General features: G+C 47.1%; 31 protein-coding genes. 14 read left to right on the forward strand and 17 right to left on the reverse strand.

Annotated elements, in window-relative coordinates:
* Positions 1-56: 56 nt before the first annotated feature.
* Complete coding sequence (locus BBR47_RS04990; RefSeq protein WP_012684664.1) at positions 57-1,076, forward strand: S66 family peptidase; 1,020 nt, start codon at positions 57-59, stop codon at positions 1,074-1,076.
* 63 nt (positions 1,077-1,139) lie between these two features.
* On the opposite strand, the gene BBR47_RS04995 is transcribed toward BBR47_RS04990, so the two are convergent.
* The 3 genes from BBR47_RS04995 to BBR47_RS05005 form a co-directional block, all read right to left on the reverse strand.
* The gene (locus tag BBR47_RS04995; RefSeq protein ID WP_012684665.1) at positions 1,140-2,087 is read right to left on the reverse strand and encodes a DMT family transporter; all 948 of its coding nucleotides are present in this window, start codon (positions 2,085-2,087) and stop codon (positions 1,140-1,142) included.
* Positions 2,088-2,233: 146 nt separating this feature from the next.
* Positions 2,234-2,752: a GNAT family N-acetyltransferase gene (locus BBR47_RS05000; protein ID WP_012684666.1), complete on the reverse strand. Its 519-nt coding sequence runs from the start codon at positions 2,750-2,752 to the stop codon at positions 2,234-2,236.
* The gene (locus tag BBR47_RS05005; RefSeq protein WP_012684667.1) at positions 2,749-3,204 is read right to left on the reverse strand and encodes a DinB family protein; all 456 of its coding nucleotides are present in this window, start codon (positions 3,202-3,204) and stop codon (positions 2,749-2,751) included. Before BBR47_RS05005 ends, BBR47_RS05000 begins: the two co-directional genes overlap by 4 nt.
* A 140-nt stretch (positions 3,205-3,344) precedes the next feature.
* Between BBR47_RS05005 and BBR47_RS05010 the strand changes: the two genes are divergently transcribed.
* On the forward strand, positions 3,345-3,755 hold the full coding sequence (locus BBR47_RS05010; RefSeq protein WP_012684668.1) for an acyl-CoA thioesterase: 411 nt from the start codon (positions 3,345-3,347) through the stop codon (positions 3,753-3,755).
* Between the two features lie 5 nt (positions 3,756-3,760).
* On the opposite strand, the gene BBR47_RS05015 is transcribed toward BBR47_RS05010, so the two are convergent.
* The gene (locus tag BBR47_RS05015; protein WP_041749260.1) at positions 3,761-4,099 is read right to left on the reverse strand and encodes a hypothetical protein; all 339 of its coding nucleotides are present in this window, start codon (positions 4,097-4,099) and stop codon (positions 3,761-3,763) included.
* Between the two features lie 99 nt (positions 4,100-4,198).
* Here BBR47_RS05015 and BBR47_RS05020 point away from each other — a divergent pair, with 99 nt between their 5' ends.
* Positions 4,199-4,903 carry an HAD family hydrolase gene (locus tag BBR47_RS05020; protein ID WP_012684670.1) on the forward strand — a complete coding sequence of 235 codons (705 nt, stop codon included), beginning with the start codon at positions 4,199-4,201 and terminating at the stop codon, positions 4,901-4,903.
* Between the two features lie 100 nt (positions 4,904-5,003).
* Here BBR47_RS05020 and BBR47_RS31155 read toward each other — a convergent pair whose 3' ends face one another.
* The 4 genes from BBR47_RS31155 to BBR47_RS05035 are packed head-to-tail and all read right to left on the reverse strand — an operon-like array spanning position 5,004 to position 7,016.
* Positions 5,004-5,165: a hypothetical protein gene (locus BBR47_RS31155; RefSeq protein WP_172801911.1), complete on the reverse strand. Its 162-nt coding sequence runs from the start codon at positions 5,163-5,165 to the stop codon at positions 5,004-5,006.
* 30 nt (positions 5,166-5,195) lie between these two features.
* Positions 5,196-5,393 carry a hypothetical protein gene (locus BBR47_RS05025; protein ID WP_041749261.1) on the reverse strand — a complete coding sequence of 66 codons (198 nt, stop codon included), beginning with the start codon at positions 5,391-5,393 and terminating at the stop codon, positions 5,196-5,198.
* Positions 5,383-6,303, reverse strand: a complete 921-nt coding sequence (locus tag BBR47_RS05030) for an ABC transporter ATP-binding protein (RefSeq protein ID WP_012684672.1) — start codon at positions 6,301-6,303, stop codon at positions 5,383-5,385. Before BBR47_RS05030 ends, BBR47_RS05025 begins: the two co-directional genes overlap by 11 nt.
* Positions 6,303-7,016, reverse strand: a complete 714-nt coding sequence (locus tag BBR47_RS05035; RefSeq protein ID WP_050763818.1) for an ABC transporter permease — start codon at positions 7,014-7,016, stop codon at positions 6,303-6,305. Before BBR47_RS05035 ends, BBR47_RS05030 begins: the two co-directional genes overlap by 1 nt.
* 108 nt (positions 7,017-7,124) lie before the next feature.
* On the opposite strand from BBR47_RS05035, the gene BBR47_RS05040 reads away from it, so the two are divergent.
* Together BBR47_RS05040 and BBR47_RS05045 are read left to right on the forward strand one after the other, a co-directional pair.
* The gene (locus tag BBR47_RS05040; RefSeq protein ID WP_012684674.1) at positions 7,125-7,841 is read left to right on the forward strand and encodes a response regulator transcription factor; all 717 of its coding nucleotides are present in this window, start codon (positions 7,125-7,127) and stop codon (positions 7,839-7,841) included.
* Complete coding sequence (locus BBR47_RS05045) at positions 7,838-9,577, forward strand: sensor histidine kinase (RefSeq protein WP_012684675.1); 1,740 nt, start codon at positions 7,838-7,840, stop codon at positions 9,575-9,577. Before BBR47_RS05040 ends, BBR47_RS05045 begins: the two co-directional genes overlap by 4 nt.
* 54 nt (positions 9,578-9,631) lie before the next feature.
* Here the strand turns inward: BBR47_RS05045 and BBR47_RS05050 are convergent, their stop codons facing one another.
* Positions 9,632-10,126: a GNAT family N-acetyltransferase gene (locus BBR47_RS05050; protein ID WP_012684676.1), complete on the reverse strand. Its 495-nt coding sequence runs from the start codon at positions 10,124-10,126 to the stop codon at positions 9,632-9,634.
* 109 nt (positions 10,127-10,235) lie between these two features.
* Between BBR47_RS05050 and BBR47_RS05055 the strand changes: the two genes are divergently transcribed.
* Entirely contained in the window at positions 10,236-10,496 is a 261-nt protein-coding gene (locus tag BBR47_RS05055) for a hypothetical protein (protein WP_041749262.1), read from the forward strand.
* A gap of 67 nt (positions 10,497-10,563) precedes the next feature.
* Here the strand turns inward: BBR47_RS05055 and BBR47_RS05060 are convergent, their stop codons facing one another.
* A complete protein-coding gene (locus tag BBR47_RS05060; RefSeq protein ID WP_041749263.1) occupies positions 10,564-11,445 on the reverse strand; it encodes a YitT family protein in 882 nt (293 codons plus the stop codon).
* Between the two features lie 242 nt (positions 11,446-11,687).
* Between BBR47_RS05060 and BBR47_RS05065 the strand changes: the two genes are divergently transcribed.
* Together BBR47_RS05065 and BBR47_RS05070 are read left to right on the forward strand one after the other, a co-directional pair.
* On the forward strand, positions 11,688-12,176 hold the full coding sequence (locus tag BBR47_RS05065; RefSeq protein ID WP_012684679.1) for an SRPBCC family protein: 489 nt from the start codon (positions 11,688-11,690) through the stop codon (positions 12,174-12,176).
* Positions 12,140-12,901, forward strand: coding sequence for a DUF2625 domain-containing protein (locus tag BBR47_RS05070; protein ID WP_231850558.1), 762 nt, complete (start codon positions 12,140-12,142; stop codon positions 12,899-12,901). The genes BBR47_RS05065 and BBR47_RS05070 overlap by 37 nt, the downstream gene beginning before the upstream one ends.
* Before the next feature lie 37 nt (positions 12,902-12,938).
* Here the strand turns inward: BBR47_RS05070 and eutH are convergent, their stop codons facing one another.
* The 3 genes from eutH to BBR47_RS05085 form a co-directional block, all read right to left on the reverse strand.
* Entirely contained in the window at positions 12,939-14,210 is a 1,272-nt protein-coding gene (gene eutH, locus BBR47_RS05075; protein ID WP_012684681.1) for an ethanolamine utilization protein EutH, read from the reverse strand.
* A 375-nt stretch (positions 14,211-14,585) separates the two neighbouring features.
* Entirely contained in the window at positions 14,586-14,786 is a 201-nt protein-coding gene (locus BBR47_RS05080; protein ID WP_007725380.1) for a cold-shock protein, read from the reverse strand.
* Between the two features lie 246 nt (positions 14,787-15,032).
* Positions 15,033-15,632 carry a nitroreductase family protein gene (locus BBR47_RS05085; protein ID WP_012684682.1) on the reverse strand — a complete coding sequence of 200 codons (600 nt, stop codon included), beginning with the start codon at positions 15,630-15,632 and terminating at the stop codon, positions 15,033-15,035.
* Between the two features lie 206 nt (positions 15,633-15,838).
* Between BBR47_RS05085 and BBR47_RS05090 the strand changes: the two genes are divergently transcribed.
* Positions 15,839-16,201 (forward strand): VOC family protein, encoded by a 363-nt coding sequence (locus BBR47_RS05090; RefSeq protein WP_012684683.1) that lies wholly within the window; start codon positions 15,839-15,841, stop codon positions 16,199-16,201.
* Between the two features lie 53 nt (positions 16,202-16,254).
* On the opposite strand, the gene BBR47_RS05095 is transcribed toward BBR47_RS05090, so the two are convergent.
* Entirely contained in the window at positions 16,255-17,040 is a 786-nt protein-coding gene (locus BBR47_RS05095; RefSeq protein WP_012684684.1) for a class I SAM-dependent methyltransferase, read from the reverse strand.
* Positions 17,041-17,189: 149 nt separating this feature from the next.
* On the opposite strand from BBR47_RS05095, the gene BBR47_RS05100 reads away from it, so the two are divergent.
* Both BBR47_RS05100 and BBR47_RS05105 read left to right on the forward strand, forming a co-directional pair.
* A complete protein-coding gene (locus BBR47_RS05100) occupies positions 17,190-17,852 on the forward strand; it encodes a futalosine hydrolase (RefSeq protein ID WP_012684685.1) in 663 nt (220 codons plus the stop codon).
* Positions 17,849-18,694 carry a 1,4-dihydroxy-6-naphthoate synthase gene (locus BBR47_RS05105; protein ID WP_012684686.1) on the forward strand — a complete coding sequence of 282 codons (846 nt, stop codon included), beginning with the start codon at positions 17,849-17,851 and terminating at the stop codon, positions 18,692-18,694. The genes BBR47_RS05100 and BBR47_RS05105 overlap by 4 nt, the downstream gene beginning before the upstream one ends.
* 62 nt (positions 18,695-18,756) lie before the next feature.
* Here BBR47_RS05105 and BBR47_RS05110 read toward each other — a convergent pair whose 3' ends face one another.
* The 3 genes from BBR47_RS05110 to BBR47_RS31070 form a co-directional block, all read right to left on the reverse strand.
* Positions 18,757-19,293, reverse strand: coding sequence for a superoxide dismutase family protein (locus tag BBR47_RS05110; protein ID WP_012684687.1), 537 nt, complete (start codon positions 19,291-19,293; stop codon positions 18,757-18,759).
* 63 nt (positions 19,294-19,356) lie between these two features.
* Positions 19,357-19,599, reverse strand: a complete 243-nt coding sequence (locus BBR47_RS30110; RefSeq protein ID WP_012684688.1) for a GNAT family N-acetyltransferase — start codon at positions 19,597-19,599, stop codon at positions 19,357-19,359.
* Complete coding sequence (locus BBR47_RS31070) at positions 19,548-19,703, reverse strand: hypothetical protein (RefSeq protein WP_012684689.1); 156 nt, start codon at positions 19,701-19,703, stop codon at positions 19,548-19,550. Before BBR47_RS31070 ends, BBR47_RS30110 begins: the two co-directional genes overlap by 52 nt.
* A gap of 158 nt (positions 19,704-19,861) precedes the next feature.
* Between BBR47_RS31070 and BBR47_RS05115 the strand changes: the two genes are divergently transcribed.
* The 3 genes from BBR47_RS05115 to BBR47_RS05125 all read left to right on the forward strand — a co-directional run bounded on the left by BBR47_RS05115 (position 19,862) and on the right by BBR47_RS05125 (position 23,178).
* On the forward strand, positions 19,862-20,539 hold the full coding sequence (locus BBR47_RS05115; RefSeq protein ID WP_041749780.1) for a response regulator transcription factor: 678 nt from the start codon (positions 19,862-19,864) through the stop codon (positions 20,537-20,539).
* Positions 20,536-21,939: a sensor histidine kinase gene (locus tag BBR47_RS05120; RefSeq protein WP_012684691.1), complete on the forward strand. Its 1,404-nt coding sequence runs from the start codon at positions 20,536-20,538 to the stop codon at positions 21,937-21,939. Before BBR47_RS05115 ends, BBR47_RS05120 begins: the two co-directional genes overlap by 4 nt.
* 150 nt (positions 21,940-22,089) lie before the next feature.
* Positions 22,090-23,178 carry a Fe(3+) ABC transporter substrate-binding protein gene (locus BBR47_RS05125; RefSeq protein ID WP_012684692.1) on the forward strand — a complete coding sequence of 363 codons (1,089 nt, stop codon included), beginning with the start codon at positions 22,090-22,092 and terminating at the stop codon, positions 23,176-23,178.
* Positions 23,179-23,180 lie beyond the last annotated feature (2 nt).

Below are 23,180 nucleotides of genomic sequence, written 5' to 3' on the forward strand. Positions count from 1 at the left end.
ACTTTGGTGGCATGTGGTATGATTATCCAAAATCATACATAGCGGGAGGGAGAAGCATGATCACGTATCCATCGTTGAAAAAGGGCGCTACTATAGGGGTAACTGCACCATCATCAGGTGTACCAGAGTATTTGCATGAACTAATCAGGTTGGCATGCAGTCGTATGGAGAGCAGGGGGTATTCCATCGTTTGCAAAGATACAGTCTGGACACAGGAAAAAGCCAAGTCAGCTCCTGCCATTAACCGCGCAGCCGAATTCAACTCCCTGATGCAAGAGGAAGACGTCGATATCATCATTCCTCCTTGGGGTGGCGAGTTGCTGATTGAGATTTTAGACAAGCTTGATTTTGATGCCATGCAACCAAAATGGGTGTTAGGCTATTCGGATGTGAGTGTGCTGTTGCTCGCGATTACATTAAAAACGGGGATGGCTACGGCCCATGGGACGAATCTGATAGATTTGCGTGGAGCAGATATGGATGAGACGACGGCTATGTGGGAAACAGTTCTGTCAACGCAAAAGGGCGAGTCAGTCTTGCAGTACTCTTCTCCGATGTATCAAAAGGAATGGCAGCATACGAATCCTTCCCCGCATATCTTTCACCTGACGGAACCGACTGTATGGAAAACTACAGAGACTACTCCCCACGTAAATATGCAGGGACGGCTACTTGGCGGCTGTATCGATATCATTCGGCATGTGATCGGCACACCGTATGGGGACGTGCAAACGTTTCAAAAAGAACAGATCGGGAATGAAGCGATCATCTGGTATTTGGAAAACTGTGAGCTTTCAACGACTGATCTGCGCAGATCATTGGTACAAATGAAGCTGGCCGGATGGTTCGACCATTGTGCGGGGATCATGTTTGGGCGCAGTCCAGCGAATCAGACGGTGGACGGCTACACTGTGGAAGACGTCTATCAGGAACTGGCTGAAGAGCTGCAAGTCCCTGTCCTCTACGACATAGATTGTGGGCATATGCCGCCACAAATCACGTTTATAAATGGGGCATTTGCTGAAGTAGAGCTATCTTTCGAAAAAGGAAGTGTACGGCAATATTTTCGTCCATAGCTTAAAAAAACGAGGGCTTCCCAACGATTGGGAAGCCCTCGTAGCATGTAAGCAAACACGATTTTAGCCTTGCTTCTCGTTGGAATGGGGGAAAGGATGTTCCTCCATCGATCCACGTTTATTTTTGGTACGCAAAGTGGACAAGGCGACACCGATGAAAATAAATGAGCCACCAGCGAAAAAGCCAATACCCAAATGTTCATGCAGCAACAGCCAGCCTAAAAATGCACCAACAATGGGCTGTACAAAAAAGAACCCGGCCCCACTCCCTGCGGGCATCAGCTCGAAGCCTTTGTTCCACAAATAAAAAGCACCTGCGGTAGAAATCATGCCGATATAGAGGACGCCTGCCCAGATGTCCCAACCAAATTGCCAGGAGACGGGTGTGACAGACAGCTCCCAAAACATGAGTGGACTCGTAAAGATGATGCCAAACAATGCTACGTAGGTAGTGACGAGCAGGGATGAATAGCGCTGCGTTGCCTTTTTGCTGAGAACGGTATACAATCCCCAGCTAATCGCTGCTAGGAACAAAATCAGGTTTCCTGCGAGGGAAGACTGAGCGTCAGCTTGATCAGGAACACCAATGACGATGATGACACCAATCGTCGCTAACAAGATACCCGCTGCTTGCTTCAGATGGATGCGCTCCTTTAATAGCCAGACCGCAAAAATGGCAATAAAGGCAGGCGATGCGGAGGTAATCAAAGCACCCATATGGGCAGTAGACAGCTTGGTACCGAGAAATTGTGCGGCGATTGAGATCGTGACCCCGACAAAGGAGATGGCCATCAGCAAAGGGTAATCTTTTTTCGCGACACGCTCCTTGCGAGCAACGATAAATGCCGCCAGCACGACTAAAGCAATGCAAAAACGCAAAATCAATAGCGTGAACGGTGGAATCACTTCCAACACGACCTTGCTGACGACATAAACACCGCCCCAGATCGCTGCAGCGAGAGTCAGGCAGACAGCCCCTAAAAACATTTGCTTCCATTGTGATTGTGACATAACAAGTCCCTCCCGGAATAATGAATCAATCGTTCGAGCGTTATTCCGTAGCCGGGAGGCAGTAAGAGAACCACTTCCTCACCGACTAGGAGAGGAGGGTGGGCACATCATTTTCAAAAAGGCGACGGTTCATATCTTTCACCTCCTTAATTTGTACGGGGTAGCCACTTGGCTACCAGCAGCACCGGTTGTGTCAGACGACCGACTGGTGCCTCCACCTGACGATACTGCTCATAGCCAAGCTTCCCCCAGAAAAGAAGAGCAGGTTCATTATGCGCAATGACACCGTGATGAACATGCTCACTGCCATGGTGGATGCAGTAGGATTCCATGAGTGTCACTGCCTCTTTTCCAAAGCCCTGTTGCTGATAATCGGCATGCAAAAGCAAAAGACTAATCCAGCTTTTTGGATCGTTTACACTGGAGAGGACGATATGGATGACTCCAATGATCGTACCTTCACGAGTAATAGCGAGCCAATGCCCGGAAGGTATGCTTATGGTAGCGTCATATTCGGCTTCCAGTTCAGCAAGACTTACTGTGCTCGTGCCGTTTCGAAGCTGATTGTACTTTGGATTGCTGTTGTAGGTGGCGAGTAAGTCGGGTAAATCCTCGCGCAGCAATTCGCGAATGATGAGCCGCTCACCTGTCAAAATGAGACTCATTGAGGTCCTCCGTACTTGCGGATAAGTCCAATCTGCCCGCCGTGGTAGCCCATATGATAGATCAGTCGACCAAGTGCCTGACGGGGAGTCAATGTGGCAATCGGTGCTTCACATGGGATGTCCCACGCGTCTTTTGGCAGGGCAGCCAGAGAATCCAGCAAGTGATGGTAGGCAGTATCTTTGAAAGCAAGCAAGGCAGACAAGTCGGTAAAGTTTCCTTCATCCTTCACAGGTCCAATGGTAGTGAGAGTGATGTCGGACGGGATTGCTCTTCCGAAAAACATCATACAGAATCGATATTCGACTTCCGCGATGTGATGAATCAAAAATCCGATGGAATTAGAGCCCGGAGCCAGCTTCCAGCCAAGCTCGGCTTCAACCAATTCGACGAGTGCATCCTGATACCGGGAGCGAGCAGTTTGCAAGGTCGGCAAAAGTTCTTGTTCGAACATCGAATCTTCCTTTCTAGTGTTTATTTATATTATAGGAAAAAGATCCGGAAAGAACAGCATGACCATTCGGAATATTTTGAATGAATGTTCACTCAGCAACTTGAATTCGTTATACTAAAGAAAAACAAGGAGTGAGAAAGATGGCTCATCGCTATCATCTAACTGTGCGTTCAACTGATATTGACGTAATCGGACATGTGAACAATGCCAAGTATTTGGAGTACATGGAGTGGGCGCGTTTTGAATGGATATGGGAGCAAGGATTTACGCTGGACGAATTGAGGCGACGGGCCATCATGCCGGTAGTGGCCAATATAAACATTAACTACCGCAAAGAATTGAAAATGCGTGAAGAGGTAACGGCGATTACTACGGTGGTCAAGGTGGGTGAAAAAAGCTTCGTCATCCGCCAGGAGCTGTACAACGCTGCAGATGTATTAGTGGCGGACGCCGATGTGACAATGGTCATGATCGATGCGAATACACGCCAATCTATTTCTTTACCAGTTGAGTTGAAAGAGGCATTGCTTGTGGATTTGCCTAAAAGCTAAAGGCATCAGGATGATTTGCGAATGAAGTCGAGGCGGAAATTATTCCATTCGAGAGCACGCAGCGCCAATGTCTCCAAGATACGCTCATGGCGATCTTGACCTTCCTTTAACTCAGCAACATCTTGCTTCAGCATGGCAACATCTTGCTTTAATTCGGCAACATCTTGCTTCAACATGGCGACATCCTGCTTTAGTTCGGTAACATCGGCTTTTAGCTGGTGAACTTCCATGGTTAAAGCGTCCATCTTGGCATCCAATTCGTCCTGCCGATCTATGAGGGCATGAGCAATCAGACGCAACTCATTCATACCCTCTACTAAAATATCCAGTTTTTCGTTAGACATGTTTCCACCTCCTTTTTCCGTTACAATGATCATAACAAAAGACAGAGTCATATGCACAATGAAAACAGCAAGAAAAAAGGAAGGGGACGCCACTCAGCCATGTCCAAATTTACAACAATCCTATTTGATCTCGACGACACTCTCTTCGATTTTTCAGCTTGCTGGGAGAAAGGGATGCGGCAGACGATTGCGAGCCATGCACTTACAGCAGAACTCGACCAAGAGAAATTCCTTGAAGCTCTGCGGCGCCACGGAGATGATTTGTGGATCGATGTTATTGCTAAGCGCTACGATTTTACGCAATACAGGAGGTTGCGTTTTCAGCGAGCTATGGCTGATTGTAACCGACAGATTGAAGTGGAGCAGGTCGACGATTTTCAACGCGCCTATCAGGTGGCATGTATGGACGCAGTCCAGCCAGATCCCACTGTTCAGTCTACCATTGCGAGGTTGGCAGAAGAGCATAAACTAGGGATTGTTACGAATGGTCCTGTCGATATGGCATTTATCAAGCTGGAGAGGTTGGGATTGTCTGCTTATTTTCCACGGGAGCGGGTGTTTCTCTCCGAAATCATCGGACATCATAAGCCAGATCTACGTATATATGAACATGTTCGTGAAAAACTCGGAGTTGAGAGCAAGCAGGTGTTGTTCGTCGGAGATACGTGGGAGGCAGATGTAGCAGGCGCGATGGACGCAGGCTTCTCAGCTGTCTGGATCAATCCACGAGGGAAAAAGCCTACTTCAGAGCATCAGCCACTCGCTGTCATTGAACGACTGGATCAGCTTTTGGCAATCTTGTAGAAAAAAGCAGCCTATTGCCCCATAGCCGCATAGCTTGCAGGCTGTTTTCGGTGGCAATCAAGCTGCTTTTTTTCTACATATTTTCTTGCTCTTTTTGCTCCTAGCGTTTTGCGTACTGCTTTCTCATGAAAAGGATGAGAGAAACAATAATCAGCCCAATTAAAATCCCGATAACTTCTGGTTTAAGGCTATCTCCCCAAAAGATTCTATACAGCAAAACCCCTGTCAGGATAACGGCAAAATCCAGAAACCTACTTGTCATGCGAATCTTCCCCCATTTACATGAACCTGATTATCGTTCGTATCGACTAACCTGATCTTCCATTTTTTCATGCTGACTCTTCCTGTACTTTGTGATGAAAAAGATGAGATTGAGGACAATCAGGCCAATCGTAATTGACATACTTCCGATAGTCATGCTTTTTCCTATCGAGATGTTGAAAAGCAGCATCCCGGATAGGAGCAGGACAAAAACGAGATTAAGCATCATGAGACTCTTCCCCCATAAAAATTCGTTCGAGCGAAGGGACTTCAACGTTCACGCCATAAATATCCACGCGTGCCTGAACAAGAGCACGAACGAGGGTTGCCACTTTTTGATCGTCATCAACCTGAATCGAGAGACGACCATCTTCCCAAATCGTATTGCGCCCGAGGGACTCGATAAAGGTGCGCAGGTTTACAGAATCCTCTGTAATAAAAGCCGAGTGACGTACGTTCACAGATCGCCATGCCTGATGGGCAGCTTGCAGCTCATCGAGAGTGCCGAGTGAACGGATCTTTCCGCTTTTCATGATGGCGATGCGGGTACAGATTTTCTCAACTTCATTCAAATTGTGCGAGGTCATGAAGATCGTTTTTCCTTGTTGATGGAGCTTGCGTAGCAAATTTTGAATATGCAGGGCTGATTCGACGTCTACGCCAGAAGTAGGTTCATCAAGGAAGATGAGCTCCGGGTCACCAACTAAGGCTTGGGCAATGCCCAGCTTCTTTTTCATCCCGAAGGAAAACGTTTTGGCTTTGCGGGATGCATGCTCCTCAAGCTCAACGGCTGTCAGGATGCGTATACAGTCTTCCTTTGTGAGTGTGACGCCTTTTACCCGAGCGAAATAGTGCAGGTGCTCCGCAGGAGATAAATGGTCGTAGAAGGTGGAGTAATCTGGCAGTACGCCAATTCGTTTTTTCCATCCTTCTGTATGGGCCTCTTCTCCGAACATACGAATGGTACCCGCTGTCGGAATCAGAATACCTGTCAGCATATTGATAAAGGTCGATTTTCCTGCGCCGTTTCGACCGAGGAATCCGAAAATCTCCCCACTGTGCACAGTAAGACTGACGTCATTCACGACCGTGCGATTGCCAAAGCGCTTGTTCAACTGTATGGTCTCGATCATTGCCATTAACAATCCCTCCGTCGGAATAAGTACATAGAAGCGATCAGGAAAGCTGCTGCATAGAGCCAAATGAAGCCGGTCCAAGCGCCGCCTTTTTCCATGAATGAAAAGGGTGTCAAATATTTAATCCATGGTGCTGCTGGGTGACTAGAGAAGGTGCTCCATAGTCCGATACCTGGCAAAATCAGTGCAATCACGATTCCCAAAAACATCGTGTAGCTGGGGCGAGGTATCACGAGCGAGAGCAGCAGTGCCAGCGAGATGCAGTAGATAAGCAGAGATACGCATAGATAAAAGGTCTTCGCGTCAAACGTTTGCACGGTGGCGAAAACTACGCCAAACGTAATAATCATGCAGGTTAACCAAAAGAACGCCACTCCGAGAAATTTCCCTAAAATAATCTGATTGCGTGAAGTCCGGGTGACGAGAAAGCGAATTGTCCTGCCCGCTAGCTCACGATTTATGACATCATGAGACAGGCTGAATACAAACAAGGGCCCGAACAGCATGATAAGTGCAAAAATACCAAGCGCATGTCCCTGCGCCAGCTCCTGTTCTGGGAGAAGACTTGCTGCCTGATTGACGAGGTCAGAAACCAAGTACGAGATGCCGACAATAAAGGCAACGGTAATTAACGATTTGATACTTTTAAACAACCGAAAAAATTCGTGTTGGCAAATAGCCCACATAGGTGAATCCGCTCCTTTCTCCTTCATCATAATAGCCAGACCTTTCCCCTACTAAAACACTACCTTACCATTTCCTTATCTTTTTTATTGGCGTCGTTTCTCATGGTAGAATGTATGACAGCAAGGGAGGGAACGGATATGGAGAAAGAAGCAAGAATCTTGCTGGTAGATGATGAAGAAGCGATTTTGCAGATGCTCCAAACGGTGCTGAAAAAGGAAGGCTTTGTCCAGATCGATACATGCACGACAGCAGCAGAGGCGATTCGTCTCGTGGAAGAGAAGACATACGACTTGTTGATTCTGGATGTCATGCTGCCTGATAAAAGTGGGTTTGAGCTGTGCGGAGCAGTGCGACAGCGAACGAAGGCACCGATTTTTTTTCTGACAGCAAAAGGTACCGATTTTGATAAATTAAGCGGATTTGCCTATGGAGCGGATGATTACATAACGAAGCCATTTCATCCATTAGAGGTCGTTGCCCGGATGAAGGCTCATCTGCGCAGAACCTTGGGGGGCTCTGCTCCATCGCAGGAAGAAAAGCGCTATGATTTTGGACGTTTTCAAGTAAATGTGGAGGCAGCCGAGCTGTTCGTGAACGGAGAGCGAGTGGACTGCCCGGCGCAAGTATTTTCATTGCTCGTCTTTTTCTGCCAGTATCCGAACCGGGTATTTACGAAAGAACAAATTTACGATCATGTATGGAAAGACGAGTACGGGATGTTTGACGAAAATACAGTCATGGTGCATATTCACAAGCTGCGTCAGCGCATAGAAGAAAACCCGGGACAGCCAAAGCTCTTGGTCACGGTGAGAGGGCTGGGCTACAAGCTGGTTAGTCCGGCAAGACAGTCATGAATTTGCGGAACAAGCTGATTTTTCAATATGTCCGGCAACTGTTCGGTTTTCTCCTCGTCTTGCTGCTATTTCTGATTTTCGCGATGCTGGGGTTAGGCTGGCGCATTATGAACGAGCAGTTGTCCAGCGATTTGTCCTGGCTGGATGCATCCGATTTGACATTGAAGATAGAGTATGAGGAGAAGCGAATCCGCGTTGATCCGGAAATTGAGAAGAGCGTGGCGAGACATCAAGGCTGGTTGCAGATTATCGACAAGCACGGAAAAATACTGTACAACTATCGGACACCTGCTGACGTTCCCAGTCAATTCAGGCCAGGAGAGTGGATTAGTTATGTAGAAGACCGTGATGCTTCTCGCTATCACGTCACGCACTGGGTTATAAGCCAATCTGACGAAAACATGATCATCCTCTATGGAACACCCGCTCCCGAAAAAGAAATGATGCAGCGCCTGATCGCAAAAAAAACGGGAACGAGCAAGGAGACATGGGACGAGTTGAACGAAAGCTTTTCCCAAGAAAAGGCATGGTACTTGGTATACGATCGTACGGGGAAGCTCATCCATCAATGGAATCACCCGAACGCTACTGCCCAGTTAGACATGACGGAGGCTCTTCAGAACAGCGAGACCACTAAAAATGTTCCTGTCCGCATCACGAGTCGATATGACACGAAGAGCAACTTGACCTACGTAGTGGGCACACCGAATCCAACCTATCAGTCTGGTGTCCAAGAAACGTCTGAGGATGCCATGGTCAAGGAAACGTTCCTTCAGATCGGTATTCTTTTGATCCTGGTCGTTTTATTTGCAGGTAGCTGGTATGCGTGGCGGGTAGGCAAGCCGCTCTTGCATATGGTGAATTGGCTGGACAGACTGGCCCAAGGCCGCTATGAGGAGCCAATCGGAAAAAAGGGGAAACCAATCGGAAGGAATTGGCGAGGGAAGGAAAAGAAGTCATTTCGTGTTTTCAAGGACGTATTTGACGCTCTCCGGCATCTGAGTGAAACCTTGCGCTCCAACGAAAAGCTTCAGCAAGAGATCGAGCAGACGCGAGAGGAATGGATTACAGGGCTATCCCATGATCTCAAGACACCGCTGAGCTCGATTTACGGTTATGCTACCTTTTTAGAGTCGGAACAGTATGAGTGGGATAGAAAAGAAGTCAGCGAATTTGGGAAGACGATTCGGGAAAAGTCAGACTACATGAACGGGCTGATTGAAGATTTGAATTTGACCTATCGACTCAAGAATCAAGCTTTGCCGATGGTCAAACAACCTGTCGCGATCGTAGAAACCATTCGCAGGATTGTGGTGGATATGGTAAACGATCCGAGCTCGTCTTTGCATGATATCGAGTTTTCGGCGAATGTCCCATCGATAACGGCCGAGGTCGATCCAATCTGGTTTCGCCGCATCATCGTCAACATTTTGACAAACGCGATCAAGTATACCCCGGCCGGTACACATGTGCTTGTAGAGGTACAATCGATTGCAGCCGATCAGTTTGTGGTCAAAATCGCGGATAATGGTCCAGGCATGGATGAGACGACACTGGCCAATCTGTTCGAAAGATACTACCGAGGTGGGCATACAGGAGAGAATACCAGTGGGACGGGGCTGGGTATGGCGATAGCCAAGCAGCTCGTTTTGGCGCACGGGGGAGAGATTACGGTGGACAGTAAGCTGGGTAGCGGAACGGCTGTCGTGATGACCTTTCCTGCGGTTATCAGCTAGTTCGTTTTCATGAAAAAAAGCCAAGGGATTTGCGCTGTCCCTTGGCTTTTTTTACTATGGTCTCGAAATGAACGTTTGTATGACTTTGCCATCCGCTTGACGCTCTTCATAGTGATTGGCTGTGTAATCGCAGATGCTCGCCCGCCAAAAGCCGATGGCAGGCATGTTGTTTTCCAATTGAAAGACTTCCCAGGCACCCGGGAACATTTTGAAGATTTGATGGGAGACCGCTTTTCCAATCCCAAGCCGACGGTAGCGTTTCATGATAAAAAATTCAGCAATGGAGTGGACCGATGGCAAATTTGCATCAGGGCTTGTGAGCATGCGGACGAGGACAAAACCAGCCAGCTTACCATTAACCTTAATGAAAAAGGGATGGCGCTCTGGTTCGACCCAATACTTCTCAAAGTAGTCGTAGCCAAACAAGCCGTCGTCATCTACTTCGAAAGGCTCAAACTCAGTGAAGTCGTACGTATACAGCTCCAACAGTTGCTTGAGAGCGTGCTTCTGTTCAAAAGGAACTCGTTCTATCGAGAATGCTTGATTCACTGAGAAAACCTCCTTTTTTCTTGAGATATAGGAGTATCGTACTTTATTTTGAATTCTGGCATTATTGAAAGAGAAGGTGTTTGATTCATGAAAGAAAAAACAATAAATTATGGTTCCGAATGGTGACGGAGAAAAACAAGATTTGTTTATTAGTTTCAACGGAAATCAAACATCGATTTTTGTAAAAGATGAAGAATTAATGTTTATTGATGAAAGTACAAAAGGCAGTTATACAACGAGTGATACTTTTGGAAATGTTGTATATGAGGGAACATTACGTAATCTTACCCATGCTGAGATGTTAACTTTAAAAAACAATAATTTAGATAGAAAAAAGAAAGTCTTCGAAAATATTACCATATATTATTAACATACAAAAAATACCCTATAGACAGACGTTCCCCAACGCCCAATCTATAGGGTACACTTTTTTCCCTTTAATGAATCGCGTTCTTCTTAAACTGCCCACCGCGCACATCGTGAATATTGCCGACAGCCAGGAAGGCATTCGGGTCCACTTCTTCCACGATCAGCTTCAGCTTGGCTTCTTCCAAACGCGTAATGATGCAGAAAATCACTTTCTTATCGTCTCCGGTATAGCCGCCCTCACCATTCAAATAGGTAACGCCACGGCCCAGACGAGCAACAATCGCATCTCCCAAATCCTTGTGATTGTCGCTAATAATCCATACGGCTTTCGACTCCTGGAAGCCTTCGATGGTCAGATCGATCATTTTGAATGCAATGTAATAGGCGATCAGCGAGTACATCGCGCGATCCCAACCGAATACAAATCCGGCACTGCTCAAAATGAATAAGTTCATGAACATTACGATCTCACCAACGGAGAATGGAGATTTCTTGTTAAGCAGTACAGCGACGATCTCTGTACCGTCCAGAGAGCCTCCATAACGGAGAACGAGTCCTACACCAATCCCGAGAAGTATGCCGCCAAAAACAGCCGCAAGCAAGGGATCATCCGTTAGCCCTTTGACTTCGTGCAGGAATGTCGTTCCAACTGACATGATCGTAACCCCGAAGAGGGTTGATAGTGCAAACGTTTTTCCGATTTGCTTGTACCCTATGATCAAGAAGGGCAGGTTAAGCACAAACAGGAAAACGCCAAGAGGGATTCCAGACAGATGCGAGGTAATAATCGAGATACCTACGATTCCACCGTCGATAATATTGTTCGGTACGAGAAAAATCTCGAGCGCTACCGAAAACAGGGAAGCACCAATCAGGATACCGAAGACCCTCTTGAGCAATTTTCCAATGGGTAATTTCTGATGAGCCGATTTAGCAAGTGGTTGTTCCATCGTTCCTCTCCCCATTGTGAAATTTTTTACTTACTCAACTATTATAGCATTCATTCTTATGCGATTACTGCATAATTACACTTTTAAGTAAAAAATATTCCATTCAGACTTGTTCAGACTCATTTATACGCTTGAAATCTCGTTCGGGCGTGAATGTTGAGGATAGCGAGTGTTCTGTATTGACTGGTTATACAGAAATTGCTATTTTCAAACTGTTAGGAAAATAGTTAGGGGGATGTTCCATGGGTTTCTTGAAAGCGGAGATAGAAGTATCATCATCTATAGAGCTGGTTTGGTGGGCATGGACACGAAAGGAACGGCTAGTTCAGTGGTTTGCGCCTGATGCAACGATTGAGCCGTACCTGGGCGGAGCCTATGAATTGTACTTCAACCCAGCCAATCGCGACCAGATGGGGACGAAAGGTTGCATCATTACCCATTTTGAACCGAAGGAGCGCCTGGGCTTTACATGGAAGGGACCAGATGAATTCGCAGATACCATGAATCACGAGGATGCTTTGACATATGTGCTTGTCACCTTGTCTGAAACAGCGGGGAAAACGCAAGTATTGGTCGAGCATTTCGGTTGGAAAGAGGGAGAGGAGTGGGAAAAGGCTCGGGGCTGGCACGAAATGGCTTGGTCTCATGTGTTGGGTAGCCTGAAGTCTGCACTTGAATCGGGCAAAGGGGATCTGTGCTGCTCTCCACAGGCTGCTGCCCATCAAGGGTAGATGTTGAGGATTCATCCGTCAGTCATGGCGAGCTAACAGCTTCCAAACTATTGTTTATTTTGGCGAGATTGGAGACTGAAATGAAAAGCTTCGAGGAATTGTACTGCGAAAAGGATTCAGCAATGGATGAAATAAAAAAATGGCAGTCAGCATCAGAGCGGAAAATTACTCTTCTTCCAGTTGAACTGGAGAAAGGGAAAAAACAGCTTGTTGATTTACAAGTGACGACGAGGTCAACGCTAGGTGCTGTTGCTTTTGAAACAGGCGGGATTCTGATTCACCAAGGCTGGCTAAGGATTCTAGGGTCAGGCCATCCTCATTTGCCGCGTTCCATCACTTCTTGGAACCAGCAATGTGCCTTGAACGGGATGCTGCTGGTAGCAGACGATGTCATAGGGGGATTCTTTGCGATCAATGGTGGAATGTTTCCGGATTCGGTAGGGGGTATATGGTATTTCGCTCCGGACAGTCTTGCGTGGGAGGATCTTGAAATTGGCTATACCGACTTTTTGCACTGGGCAATGACCGGGGATATCCATACGTTTTATGAGACATTTTTCTGGACGGATTGGGAGAAGGACGTTTCCGAGCTAAAAGGCAATGAAATGTTCGAAATCTATCCTTTTTTGTGGTCAAAAGAAGCTCGCGAATTAACGATGGATGGGTGCTCAAAAAAGCCGGTATCTGCATTGGAAATTTGGGAGATGAGCAAGAACGGTGTGTAAAGGAAAGAGCGGCCCACGAAGGACCGCTCTTTTGCATTTATTGTTTAGTTGCTGCAACTTCAGCTTGAGCGTTGTGAGTATCCAGATACTCATCTGGTCCGATAATTCCAGCAGCACGATCTTGTTTTTCCAGTTCAAGGGCTTTCGGTACGGAGAGCCAGTAAGCAAAAGCAATCCCGATAATACCTGCACCCAATTTACCGAGCATGACCGGCAAGATAATGTTTGGTTGGAAGTTTGCCGAGAAGGACAAGTGGTCACCTAGCAAGAAAGCGGAACAAACCCCGAAGGAAATGTTGATAACCTTGTCTTTAGGCGGCATGGAACGAATGAGACGGAACATCGCCAGGATGTTTGCACTCGTTGCGAGCAAGCCTGCACTACCTGAAGGGCTCATGCCAAGCTTATTACCCAATACTTCGAGTGGCTTCGCTGCATATTTACGCAGCATGTAAACCATTGGGAACGCACCTGCGAGCATGATACCGATGTAACCAGCGGTCTCCAACGCACGGTATTGGTCGGTTGGATCGGCGATGATCGGATCGAAGCCCCAAGCTCCGAAAATCTTTGTGAAGATGCCAGTAAAGTGTTGCACGATCGAGAAAACGAGTACGAGCTTGATAGCTGCATCCATTGTCTTACCGAAAATCATGAAGCCTTTAATCATCAAGTCTGGCAGGAAGCGCAGACCAGCAGCAATCGCTAATACGAAGAACAAAATTGGTGAAAGGTTCAGCAGTACCTGTCCGAAGCCAATGGCAAAAGCATAAGTCGATTCAGCGTTCGTCGAGATTTCATTGCGAACCTCTGCATTTGTCAAAACGAGAATGGCACTGGAGATAAAAGCACCGATCGGAACTGTCAAAATACCGGACATTACGCCAAGCGCCATGTATTTATGATCGCGCTTGTCCAACATAGCAAGTCCCATTGGGATGGAGAACACGATCGTAGCACCGGCCATCAGACCGACGATCATCGCCATAATCCAACCTTCCGTGGAGGTCTTCAGGAGGTTTGCCAACTGATAACCACCCATGTCAGATGCGAGAATCGCAGTTGCCGCAATTGCAGGATCTGCTCCAATTTTGTTAAAGATGGGTGATACCGCTTTTTCTACGAACCAAGAGATGTACGGGAGGGACGCCATAATACCGGCGGCAGGAACGAAGATGTAACCTGTTGAGTGAATCCCTTCCATGAACTCCTTACCGAGACCCTCATCGCTGTTGCGGATCGCGGCAATGGCACCAATTACTGCACATAACATGATGATGTAAATAATGACGCTTCCAATGTGCTCCATGGATATCCCACCTTTTTGCGGATGTAAACAATAAAAGCACTTAGGATCTCATTAAATAAATGAGTGATACCCTAAGCGCCTTTGCTTACTTTTATGAACTTGTTTACAGGTAATGGTAATAACAGCCAACTGGAACCGCTTTCATAGCTCGTTAAAAATAAACGGAAAATACATGTCGCGTTTATTCCCTTGTGTACATTCTGAATATTTTATGCTAGAAAGCGCCGTTGCTTTACTCTGCATTATAAAGAGATTATATGGGGAGGCATGGCTAATGTCAACTGCCCTTTAGGAACAAAGAACGAATTATGTGAGGAAAAAGATGTGGAAAAAAAAGCCACCCTTGTTATTCGCAAGGGCAGCTTTATGTGTAATTTACAGTTTTGTTACGTTCTCAGCTTGTGGACCACGGTTGCCTTCAACTACGTTGAATTCTACGCGTTGGCCTTCTTCAAGGGTTTTGAAACCGTCGCCTTGGATTGCGCTGAAGTGAACGAATACATCGTTTCCGCCTTCAACTGCGATGAAGCCATAACCTTTTTCTGCGTTGAACCATTTAACTGTACCTGTTTGCATGGGTGTTACCTCCAACAAAATAAAATGAATATGTAACTTTTATTTATATAAAATAAAATTCACACATTGTAAAAGGTTCAAACATAAGTGTAAACCCTTTACAATATGTGAACGCTTTAAATAAGAATCTTTTGTTTAAGCTAATACTATCACAGACGACAGAGGAAAGCAATCGCTCAATACACGAAAGGACGGCCCAAATAGGAAATTCTGAGCCGTCCATTACAGACATGGAACAAAAGTTACTTAGGAAAAGAACTTCACTCTCTCATCCAACGGCTGGAATTGTTTTTCGCCTGGTTGAGCGGTTGGTTTGCCAAAAGGCATTTGTGCTCTCAGCTTCCATTCGTTAGGGATCTTCCACGTTTGTTGGACTGCTTCATCGATGAGTGGATTGTAATGCTGCAAGGAAGCACCGAAGCCCTCGGTTTCCAACGCAGTCCACACAACATACTGAAGCATTCCGGAAGATTGCTCGGACCAAATCGGGAAATTATCTTTGTACGCTTCGAATTGCTGCATGAGGTTTTGGACGACGCTTTGGTCTTCAAAGAAAAGAACAGTGCCGTAGCCGCTACCGAAGGAGTTCATTTTTTCTTCCGTGGCTCCAAAATTTTCAGCGGGAACGATTTTACGCAGCGTTTCCTTGGTAATGTTCCACAGCTTATCGTGCTCCGCACCCAAGAGGACAACAACGCGAGCGCTTTGGGAGTTGAATGCCGATGGGGTGTACTTTACTGCTTCCTGCACGATTTCTTTAATACGTTCATCAGATACAACGTTTTCCTTGCTGATCCCATAGTACGTTCTTCTGTCTTTTACGGCTGCAATAAAATCCTTACCCACTTTGCATTCCTCCTGCAACTTGTTTTTACACTAACATGATGCATTGAAAGGGAGAAGCTTATTCAATGCTTTGTTTCTTACATTTCGTAATTAAATATAAAATTGCGTGCAACTGTTGTCAACATTTGGGTTTGTTGATAGCGATAAGTAAACTTTTTTTCGGTTAAAATGGGATGATAAATGCTTGAATTAGTAAGGAGGATATTATGATTACAAAAATGGCAACGGTAGCTGTTTACGTAGAAGATCAGCAACGTGCTAAAGTTTTCTGGACAGAGAAGGTTGGATTTGAGGTCAAGCAAGAGCACCCGATGGGACCAAACAGCAGTTGGCTGGAGGTAGGACCAGCAGGTGCCCAGACTGCTTTGGTGCTCTATCCGAAAAGTATGATGAGCAACTGGCAGGAACAAAAAGCCTCGATCGTTTTTGAATGTACAGAAGTTGAAAAGACGTACGAAACGATGCGGGCGAACGGCGTTGTTTTTCAAGGAGAACTGAACAAGATGCAATGGGGGACCTATGCGACTTTTCAGGATGAAGACGGCAACAGCTTTTTGCTAAAAGGATAAGGGTAGTGACGACCTCTGGCCAAATACGGCTGGAGGTTTTTTAATAAGACGAATTAAACAATCGCCCGAACAAGGTAATACATATGCGTAGTGGGCAGACCATCAGAAGTCGCATAATGGTCAAAAATCGGCAGAACACTGTCCATGTGTTGCTCGATGGCGGACGTGAGAATAGTGGGACTTTGCCCGAAGCAACGCATACGAATGACATCAAGTGGGGTCTGAAAATACTCGGTGGCAATCACCGTCTGAATATCCACTCGCTGGAAAGTAGCTTGTCTGAGTCTCTCCTGCAGATTTTGCAGGATCGGAGTGTCTGCTGGACGTGAACCAAATAAATGAGGAAACCATTCGAATAATTCGGCGGACAACTGATCGCCCGGATGTAATCCGATGAACGAGCCTCCTCTTTTGACGACACGTGCTATATCTGGATAGGCGGAGGTAGGTCCCTTGCGATTGTAGGCGCAATCGAACGTATTGTCATGGAAGGGGAGGGTATATTTTGTATTGGTAACAACGAAGGAGACGTTTTCGGGTGTTTGCATACGGGCGTTTTGCACAAAGTTTTCTGTCACATCCAAGCCGACGATTTCTTTGGCAGAACGGCTCCAGTGCAGTGTGAATGCACCGTGCCCGCAGCCGATGTCGAGAACGGATTGATTTGGAACCAGTCTACTAATTTCTTCCATAAAAAGTGACTCGCCATTCGGTTCCGTAATGGTAGAGCGCCATGGGTATACGTATTCACCAGTCATTTTGCTCAACTGCGTGTACCAGGCCAAAGAGTGGGGGGAGAGCCAGTCAGGATGGGTGTTCGGATTCGGTGGATAAAGCATGATCGGTCACCTCTCATCTAGCGAAAATGCACAACAGGATTCATTGTAAGTATTTTCCTGTCTTTTGACAAACTCTTTAAACGGCTTTACACGAACGAAAAGTAGCGATAACGTGGAAGGTGGAAAGCGATTGAAGGGAGACAGGGCAAATGATTTTGTCACAACAATATAGAAGCATTCTGGTCGTGACCTCCGTTGACGCAGAACGGGATGCAGTGATGCGCGGTATTCAAGGAGATGAGCGATTCACTGTCATCGCTGGGGGAGTAGGGCCCGCAGCAGCCGCAGCGAGTACAGCCAGAGAGCTTGCTTGCGCGGATTACGATCTGGTCATTTGTGCAGGAATATGCGGTGGATTCGTAGGGCAAGCAGAGATTGGGTCACTGGTTGTCGCGACAGAGATTATTTGTGCAGATTTAGGGGCAGAAACCCCTGAGGGCTTTTGCAGTGTGGACGAGCTGGGATTTGGATCAGCGAAAGTAAGTGTTGACCAGGAGTTGGTGGAACAGCTGACCAATTCGATGAAAGCGGCAGGCTTGGTTGCCAAAAAAGGCATCGTCCTTACACTATCCACCGTGACGGGAACAGCGGAAACAGCGGCGGCTTTGGCGCAGCGGATGCCCGACGCGCTAGCTGAAGCGATGGAGGGGTATGGCGTTGCGACTGCTGCCCAGGCTGCCCGACGACCTGTTCTGGAAATTCGCACGGTATCGAATGCAATTGGACCGCGGGATAAATCTGCTTGGCGGATAAAAGATGCGTTGGAATCTCTGGAAAAGGGAAGCTCTGTACTACGGGAGGTACTATCATGAAAATTGCATTTTCACCATGTCCGAATGACACTTTTGTTTTTCATGCCTGGGCACATGATTTGATTCCGGGAGCGCCAAAGCTCGATATTATGTACGCAGATATCGATATTACGAATACACTTGCTGCACAGGGAGAAGGCCCTGAAGTAATGAAAATCTCCTATGCGGCATTGCCATGGGTGATGGACAATTACTCACTGCTCCCTTGCGGCGGTGCACTGGGCAGAGGATGCGGGCCACTCGTTTTGACCCAAGGAAATTCTGGCGAGAGTGCGAACGATCCAGGTCGCCTGTCCAACAAACGTGTAGCGGTTCCAAGTGAGCGCTCCACAGCTTATTTACTGTTCAGGCTCTGGGCTGCACAAAATGTCCCAGGTGGTGTAGGGGAGATCGTCGTCATGCCTTTTCATGAGATTATGCCTGCTGTACGTGACGGCAAGATCGATGCAGGACTCGTGATCCACGAGGCGCGTTTTACGTATCAAAACTACGGGCTGTCGCTTATGACTGACTTGGGCAACTGGTGGGAATCTGATACCAGCTTACCAATTCCGCTGGGTGCCATCATCGCGAAAAAATCAATGGACATCGAGGCTCTGACGAATTGGACGCGCTCCTCTGTGGAATATGCATGGGCGAATCCGACCGCATCACAAGAATATGTCATGTCCCATGCCCAAGAGCTATCGCTGGAGGTAGCGCAAGCGCATATTAACTTGTATGTGAATGAGTTTACGAGAAATTTGGGGAATGATGGTTATGCAGCTGTAGAGGCGTTGCTCGGTCGTGCAGCCGAGGAAGGGCTTGTCCCAGCGTTTGATTTGTCGACATTACGGCGATAGCTAATTCAATAATGCGAGGGGGCAGCTTTCAGAGTTGCCCCCTTTTTCTGTTCGAGTGAAGCCTATCCAGCGTAGATCAATCCACATGCCAGGCGTTTTCCGCTATTTCCTGCCGGCTGTGAATGGAAATCATCCGGACTTTGATGGATGATCACGCTTCTACCGACCACATCGGCTGCACTGATTTTGTTTGTGAAAAAAGTCATTCGTGCATAGCCGTCATTGGAAAACAGCACGGGGAAGTCGCCGACATGGTTGCCATGCGGTTGTTGTGTAGGGTTCCAATGACTGCCTGCTGCCGTAAAGGGCTCTTTCGGATTTCCTACCGTGCAGATGCCATGCTCATGCAAATGAAAACCAAATGGCCCGATTTGCGGCTGATTGCCAGTGGCCGGCTGGAAAGCGGGGAGACCACTGACTTCCACGAACACGTCAGTGCCGTAGGGGACATCGGTAAACACAATGTAGCCGTGCAGATCCGGTGCCAGTGGACCACCCTGAATTTCGGCAAAGGATTGTCCTGTTCTCCGTCCATGTTGTGAGGACACGGCTTGCAAGTCATATTCATAGGGGCATTCATAAGGCTGATATCCGTGCATGCTATACACCACCTTACTTCATGAACCAGTTTGACATATTCTATGTAAGTGGTGGGCGGATGGTTACTGGGCTGGGTAGGAAAACCAAGCGATTTCATAACGATGCGAGAGATGCAGGCCAGCCTTTTCAGCCGTTTTTTGCGAAGCGATATTCGAATCCATACAGTCCCACCACACAGTGGCTGCTTCCTGATGAAGCCGATTTTTCAATTGATAAGCCAGCGTACTAGACAAGCCTTTTTGACGATAAGGCTCTAGTGTTTCAACGCCGATGGCATGAGTCGACTGTCGGGATGATCTACCCAAAGCAACCCGGGATGATTGCCTGCGACCACACCTGCAAACATCACATCGCTTTTATCATGGAGAAGCTGCCCTGCCAACTGTTGGTTTCCTTTCACGAGGTACACGTGAATCCACTTCCTTTTAAAAAGTTCTACATGAGCATAAGTAAGTATTTACCAAACGAAGAGGAAGTTCCTTTTCCCGCGTGAACATTGACGCTGATAATTATTTTCATCTACAATCAGGTGGAATTCCCCAGAATGGGAAAAAGGGTGGGCAAAACGTGAAAAGAGTGTTGCTGATAGAAGATGAGATCAATATGGCCCGATTTATTGAACTGGAGCTTAGCTACGAATCGTTTGCGATTACAGTCGCGCATGATGGACATAAAGGACTCAAGCTCGCTTTACAGGAAGAATGGGATGTCATATTATTGGACGTCATGCTTCCGGGGCTTGATGGTATTGCGGTTTGTCAAAAAATACGCAGCGTGAAAAAAACGCCGATTATTATGCTGACAGCCAGAGACAGTATTACGGACCGCGTCTTTGGCTTGGACAGTGGGGCCGATGATTATATTCCGAAGCCCTTCGCGATCGAGGAGCTGTTGGCACGCATTCGCGTTGTGTTTCGCCGTCAGGAAGAACAGGAGAATGTCCCCCGAACCATGCTCGCGCACAGAGGGCTGGTGGTCCAAATAGAGGGACGTATCGTAACCAAAAATAATCAACCTGTTGAGTTGACCAAAAGAGAGTATGATTTGCTCGTGACGTTCATGAAAAACATCAATCGAGTCCTGCCTCGTGACGTGCTGCTCGATACCGTGTGGGGATTCGAGGCGGCTGTCGAGACCAATGTTGTCGATGTGTACGTTCGATATTTGCGCAATAAAATCGATTTCCCCAATGAGGACAGCTATATCTCGACTGTACGCGGGATTGGCTATGTGATGCGAAAATGAAAGGACCATCGAGATTTTTACAGCTCCCGATCAAATGGAAGCTGACACTCTGGTCGTCGCTTCTGCTTTTTGTTGTATTCATTGGCTATAATAGCTTTCAATATTTTTTTGTAGAGAAGTGGATGTTTAATCAGGAACAGCAGGTTGTGCAACAGACAATGCGAGAATTCCTCAACTACGCGCTGGAAAAAGAGCAATCTTTTGAGGGCGAGGACCTCACAGAGCTGCGCAGCTTCTTGGAGAAAATTAATCAACGAAACCAGATGATTCGCATTTTGGACGAAGAGGGTAACCCGATTGTTGTCGTATCGGAAAATTTCCAAGATATCATACTGCCACCGCTTCCACCTGTTCAGTCGATTCGCACCCAGACCCAAGAAGTGCGTGATGACCTGTTGATCATGAGCAGTCCGCTTACGATCTTTCAATTTAACGGGACAGTGATGATTCTGAAGAATATGAAAGAGTTTGAGCAGTTGAGTGGTGCGCTCTTTCAGGTCATGGCAATCGGGTGCTTGACCGCTGTGATCATAAGCGGTCTGGGTGGAAGATTGCTCGCGAGGCAGTTACTTAGGCCCCTGCAATCGATGAATGAAACGATGAGCAACGTCCGGCAAAAAGGATTCCATGAACGTGTGCAGTTTCACGATAATCAGGATGAGATTGCGACCCTGATGAAAATGTTCAATAAAATGATGGATCAGGTGGAGCGTTCCTTTTTGCAGCAGAGACAATTCGTCGAAGATGCCTCACATGAGCTGCGGACGCCGATCGCGATTATCGAAGGGCATCTGGGAATGCTCCGGCGCTGGGGCAAAAATGATCCGGCTGTTTTGGAGGAATCCTTGCAAACATCTGTTCAAGAGCTCGCCAGACTAAAAGGACTGGTGCAGGAGCTGCTCGCCTTGACGAGAGCGGAGCATGTGGAGGTAGAAGAGGATGTTGCGCTCCATGATCCGGATCGAGCCGTCTGTCACATGGTCAAGAAATTTGCCATGATTCAGCCGACATTTACAATTGAGCAAGAGCTTGGTCCTTTGGGCGGAGAAACCTTAGCCATATCGGAAGAACACCTGGAGCAAGTGCTACTGATCCTATTGGATAATGCGGTCAAGTATTCCGGGGAGAGCAGGAGAATCTGCGTGAGGGCCAAGGTGCAAGAAAAGGTTGCCTGTATGGAAATCATTGATGAAGGAATCGGCATACCCGAGCGGGACTTGCCGTATGTCTTGGACCGATTGTATCGGGTAGACAAAGCAAGAAATAGCGGGGAGAGCGGGTATGGACTCGGGCTTGCCATCGCCAAACGATTGCTGGCACGTTACAACGGAAGTATAACGATTCAGAGTGTGGAGCAGAAAGGCACGACTGTGACTGTTTTTGTGCCGCTTCGTCAGTGAATTTCAACCGATCCACATCTCGCTAAAAATAATTGGGGATGTTTTTTTATTTTCACAGCATTTTCTCATTTTTGTTCGTTACAATAAGCCTTGTCAATTGGCAATGATATTCATTATCAATAATCAGTGCGATAGAGAGGGAGAATCAAAATGAGAAAAAAATCGATGCTGGCTGTCATGCTGAGTACGATGCTGACGCTGCCAATACTTGCTGCATGCGGAAACGGTGCGAATACTGCCCAGCCGCAAACAGAAGCGCCAAAGGCACAGGAGCCGGCTGCTACAGAGCAAGTCGTCAACGTATTTACTGCGCGCCATTACGATATTGATAGCAAACTGTTCGCTGAATTTACCAAGCAAACAGGCATTAAGGTAAACGAAGTGAAGGGTACAGCAGAAGAGCTGGTTGAGCGCTTGAAGCGTGAAGGAGAGAGCTCCGAGGCGGATTTGTTCATCACGGTTGACGGTGGTGTTCTGAACTACGCGAAGCAAAATGGCGTTCTGCAACCGATTCAATCTGCTGAAGTAGAGAAAAACGTACCGAAAGAGCTGCGCGATCCTGACAATCAATGGATCGGTATGGCTACCCGTGCGCGTGTAATCGTCTATGCAAAGGATCGCGTGAAGCCAGAGCAGCTGTCTACGTATGAAGATTTGGCTACAGATAAATGGAAAGGCAAAGTATTGGTACGTTCTTCTTCCAATCTGTACAACCAGTCACTCGTTGCTTCTTTTATAGAGCTGAATGGCGAGCAGGCTGCTTTGGATTGGGCAAAGGGTCTGGTAAACAACTTCGCGCGCAAGCCTGAAGGTGGAGACCGTGATCAGGCAAAAGCTGTCGTTGCCAAAGTCGGTGACGTTGCGATCATGAACACCTATTATGTTGGACAAATGCTGAATTCTAAAGATACAGAGGAAGTAAAAGTCGCGCAAAACATCGGCGTTTTCTTCCCGAACCAAGAAACGACAGGCACACACTTGAACATCAGTGGTATTGGTTTGACCAAGCACGCGAAAAACAAGGACAATGCCGTGAAATTGATTGAGTTCGTCACAGGGAAAGAGGCTCAAACGATGCTGACAAACGGAAGCTACGAGTTCCCTGTCAATGCAGAGGCTGACAAGCCTGCTCTTTTGAAAGAGTGGGGAGAATTCAAAACGCAAAAGCTCGACTTTGCTAAGCTCGGCGAGTATAACAAAAAAGCGGTAGAACTGCTAAATCAAGCAGGTTGGAAATAAGC

This window comes from Brevibacillus brevis NBRC 100599 (assembly GCF_000010165.1).
GTDB classification, from domain to species: Bacteria; Bacillota; Bacilli; order Brevibacillales; family Brevibacillaceae; genus Brevibacillus; species Brevibacillus brevis_D.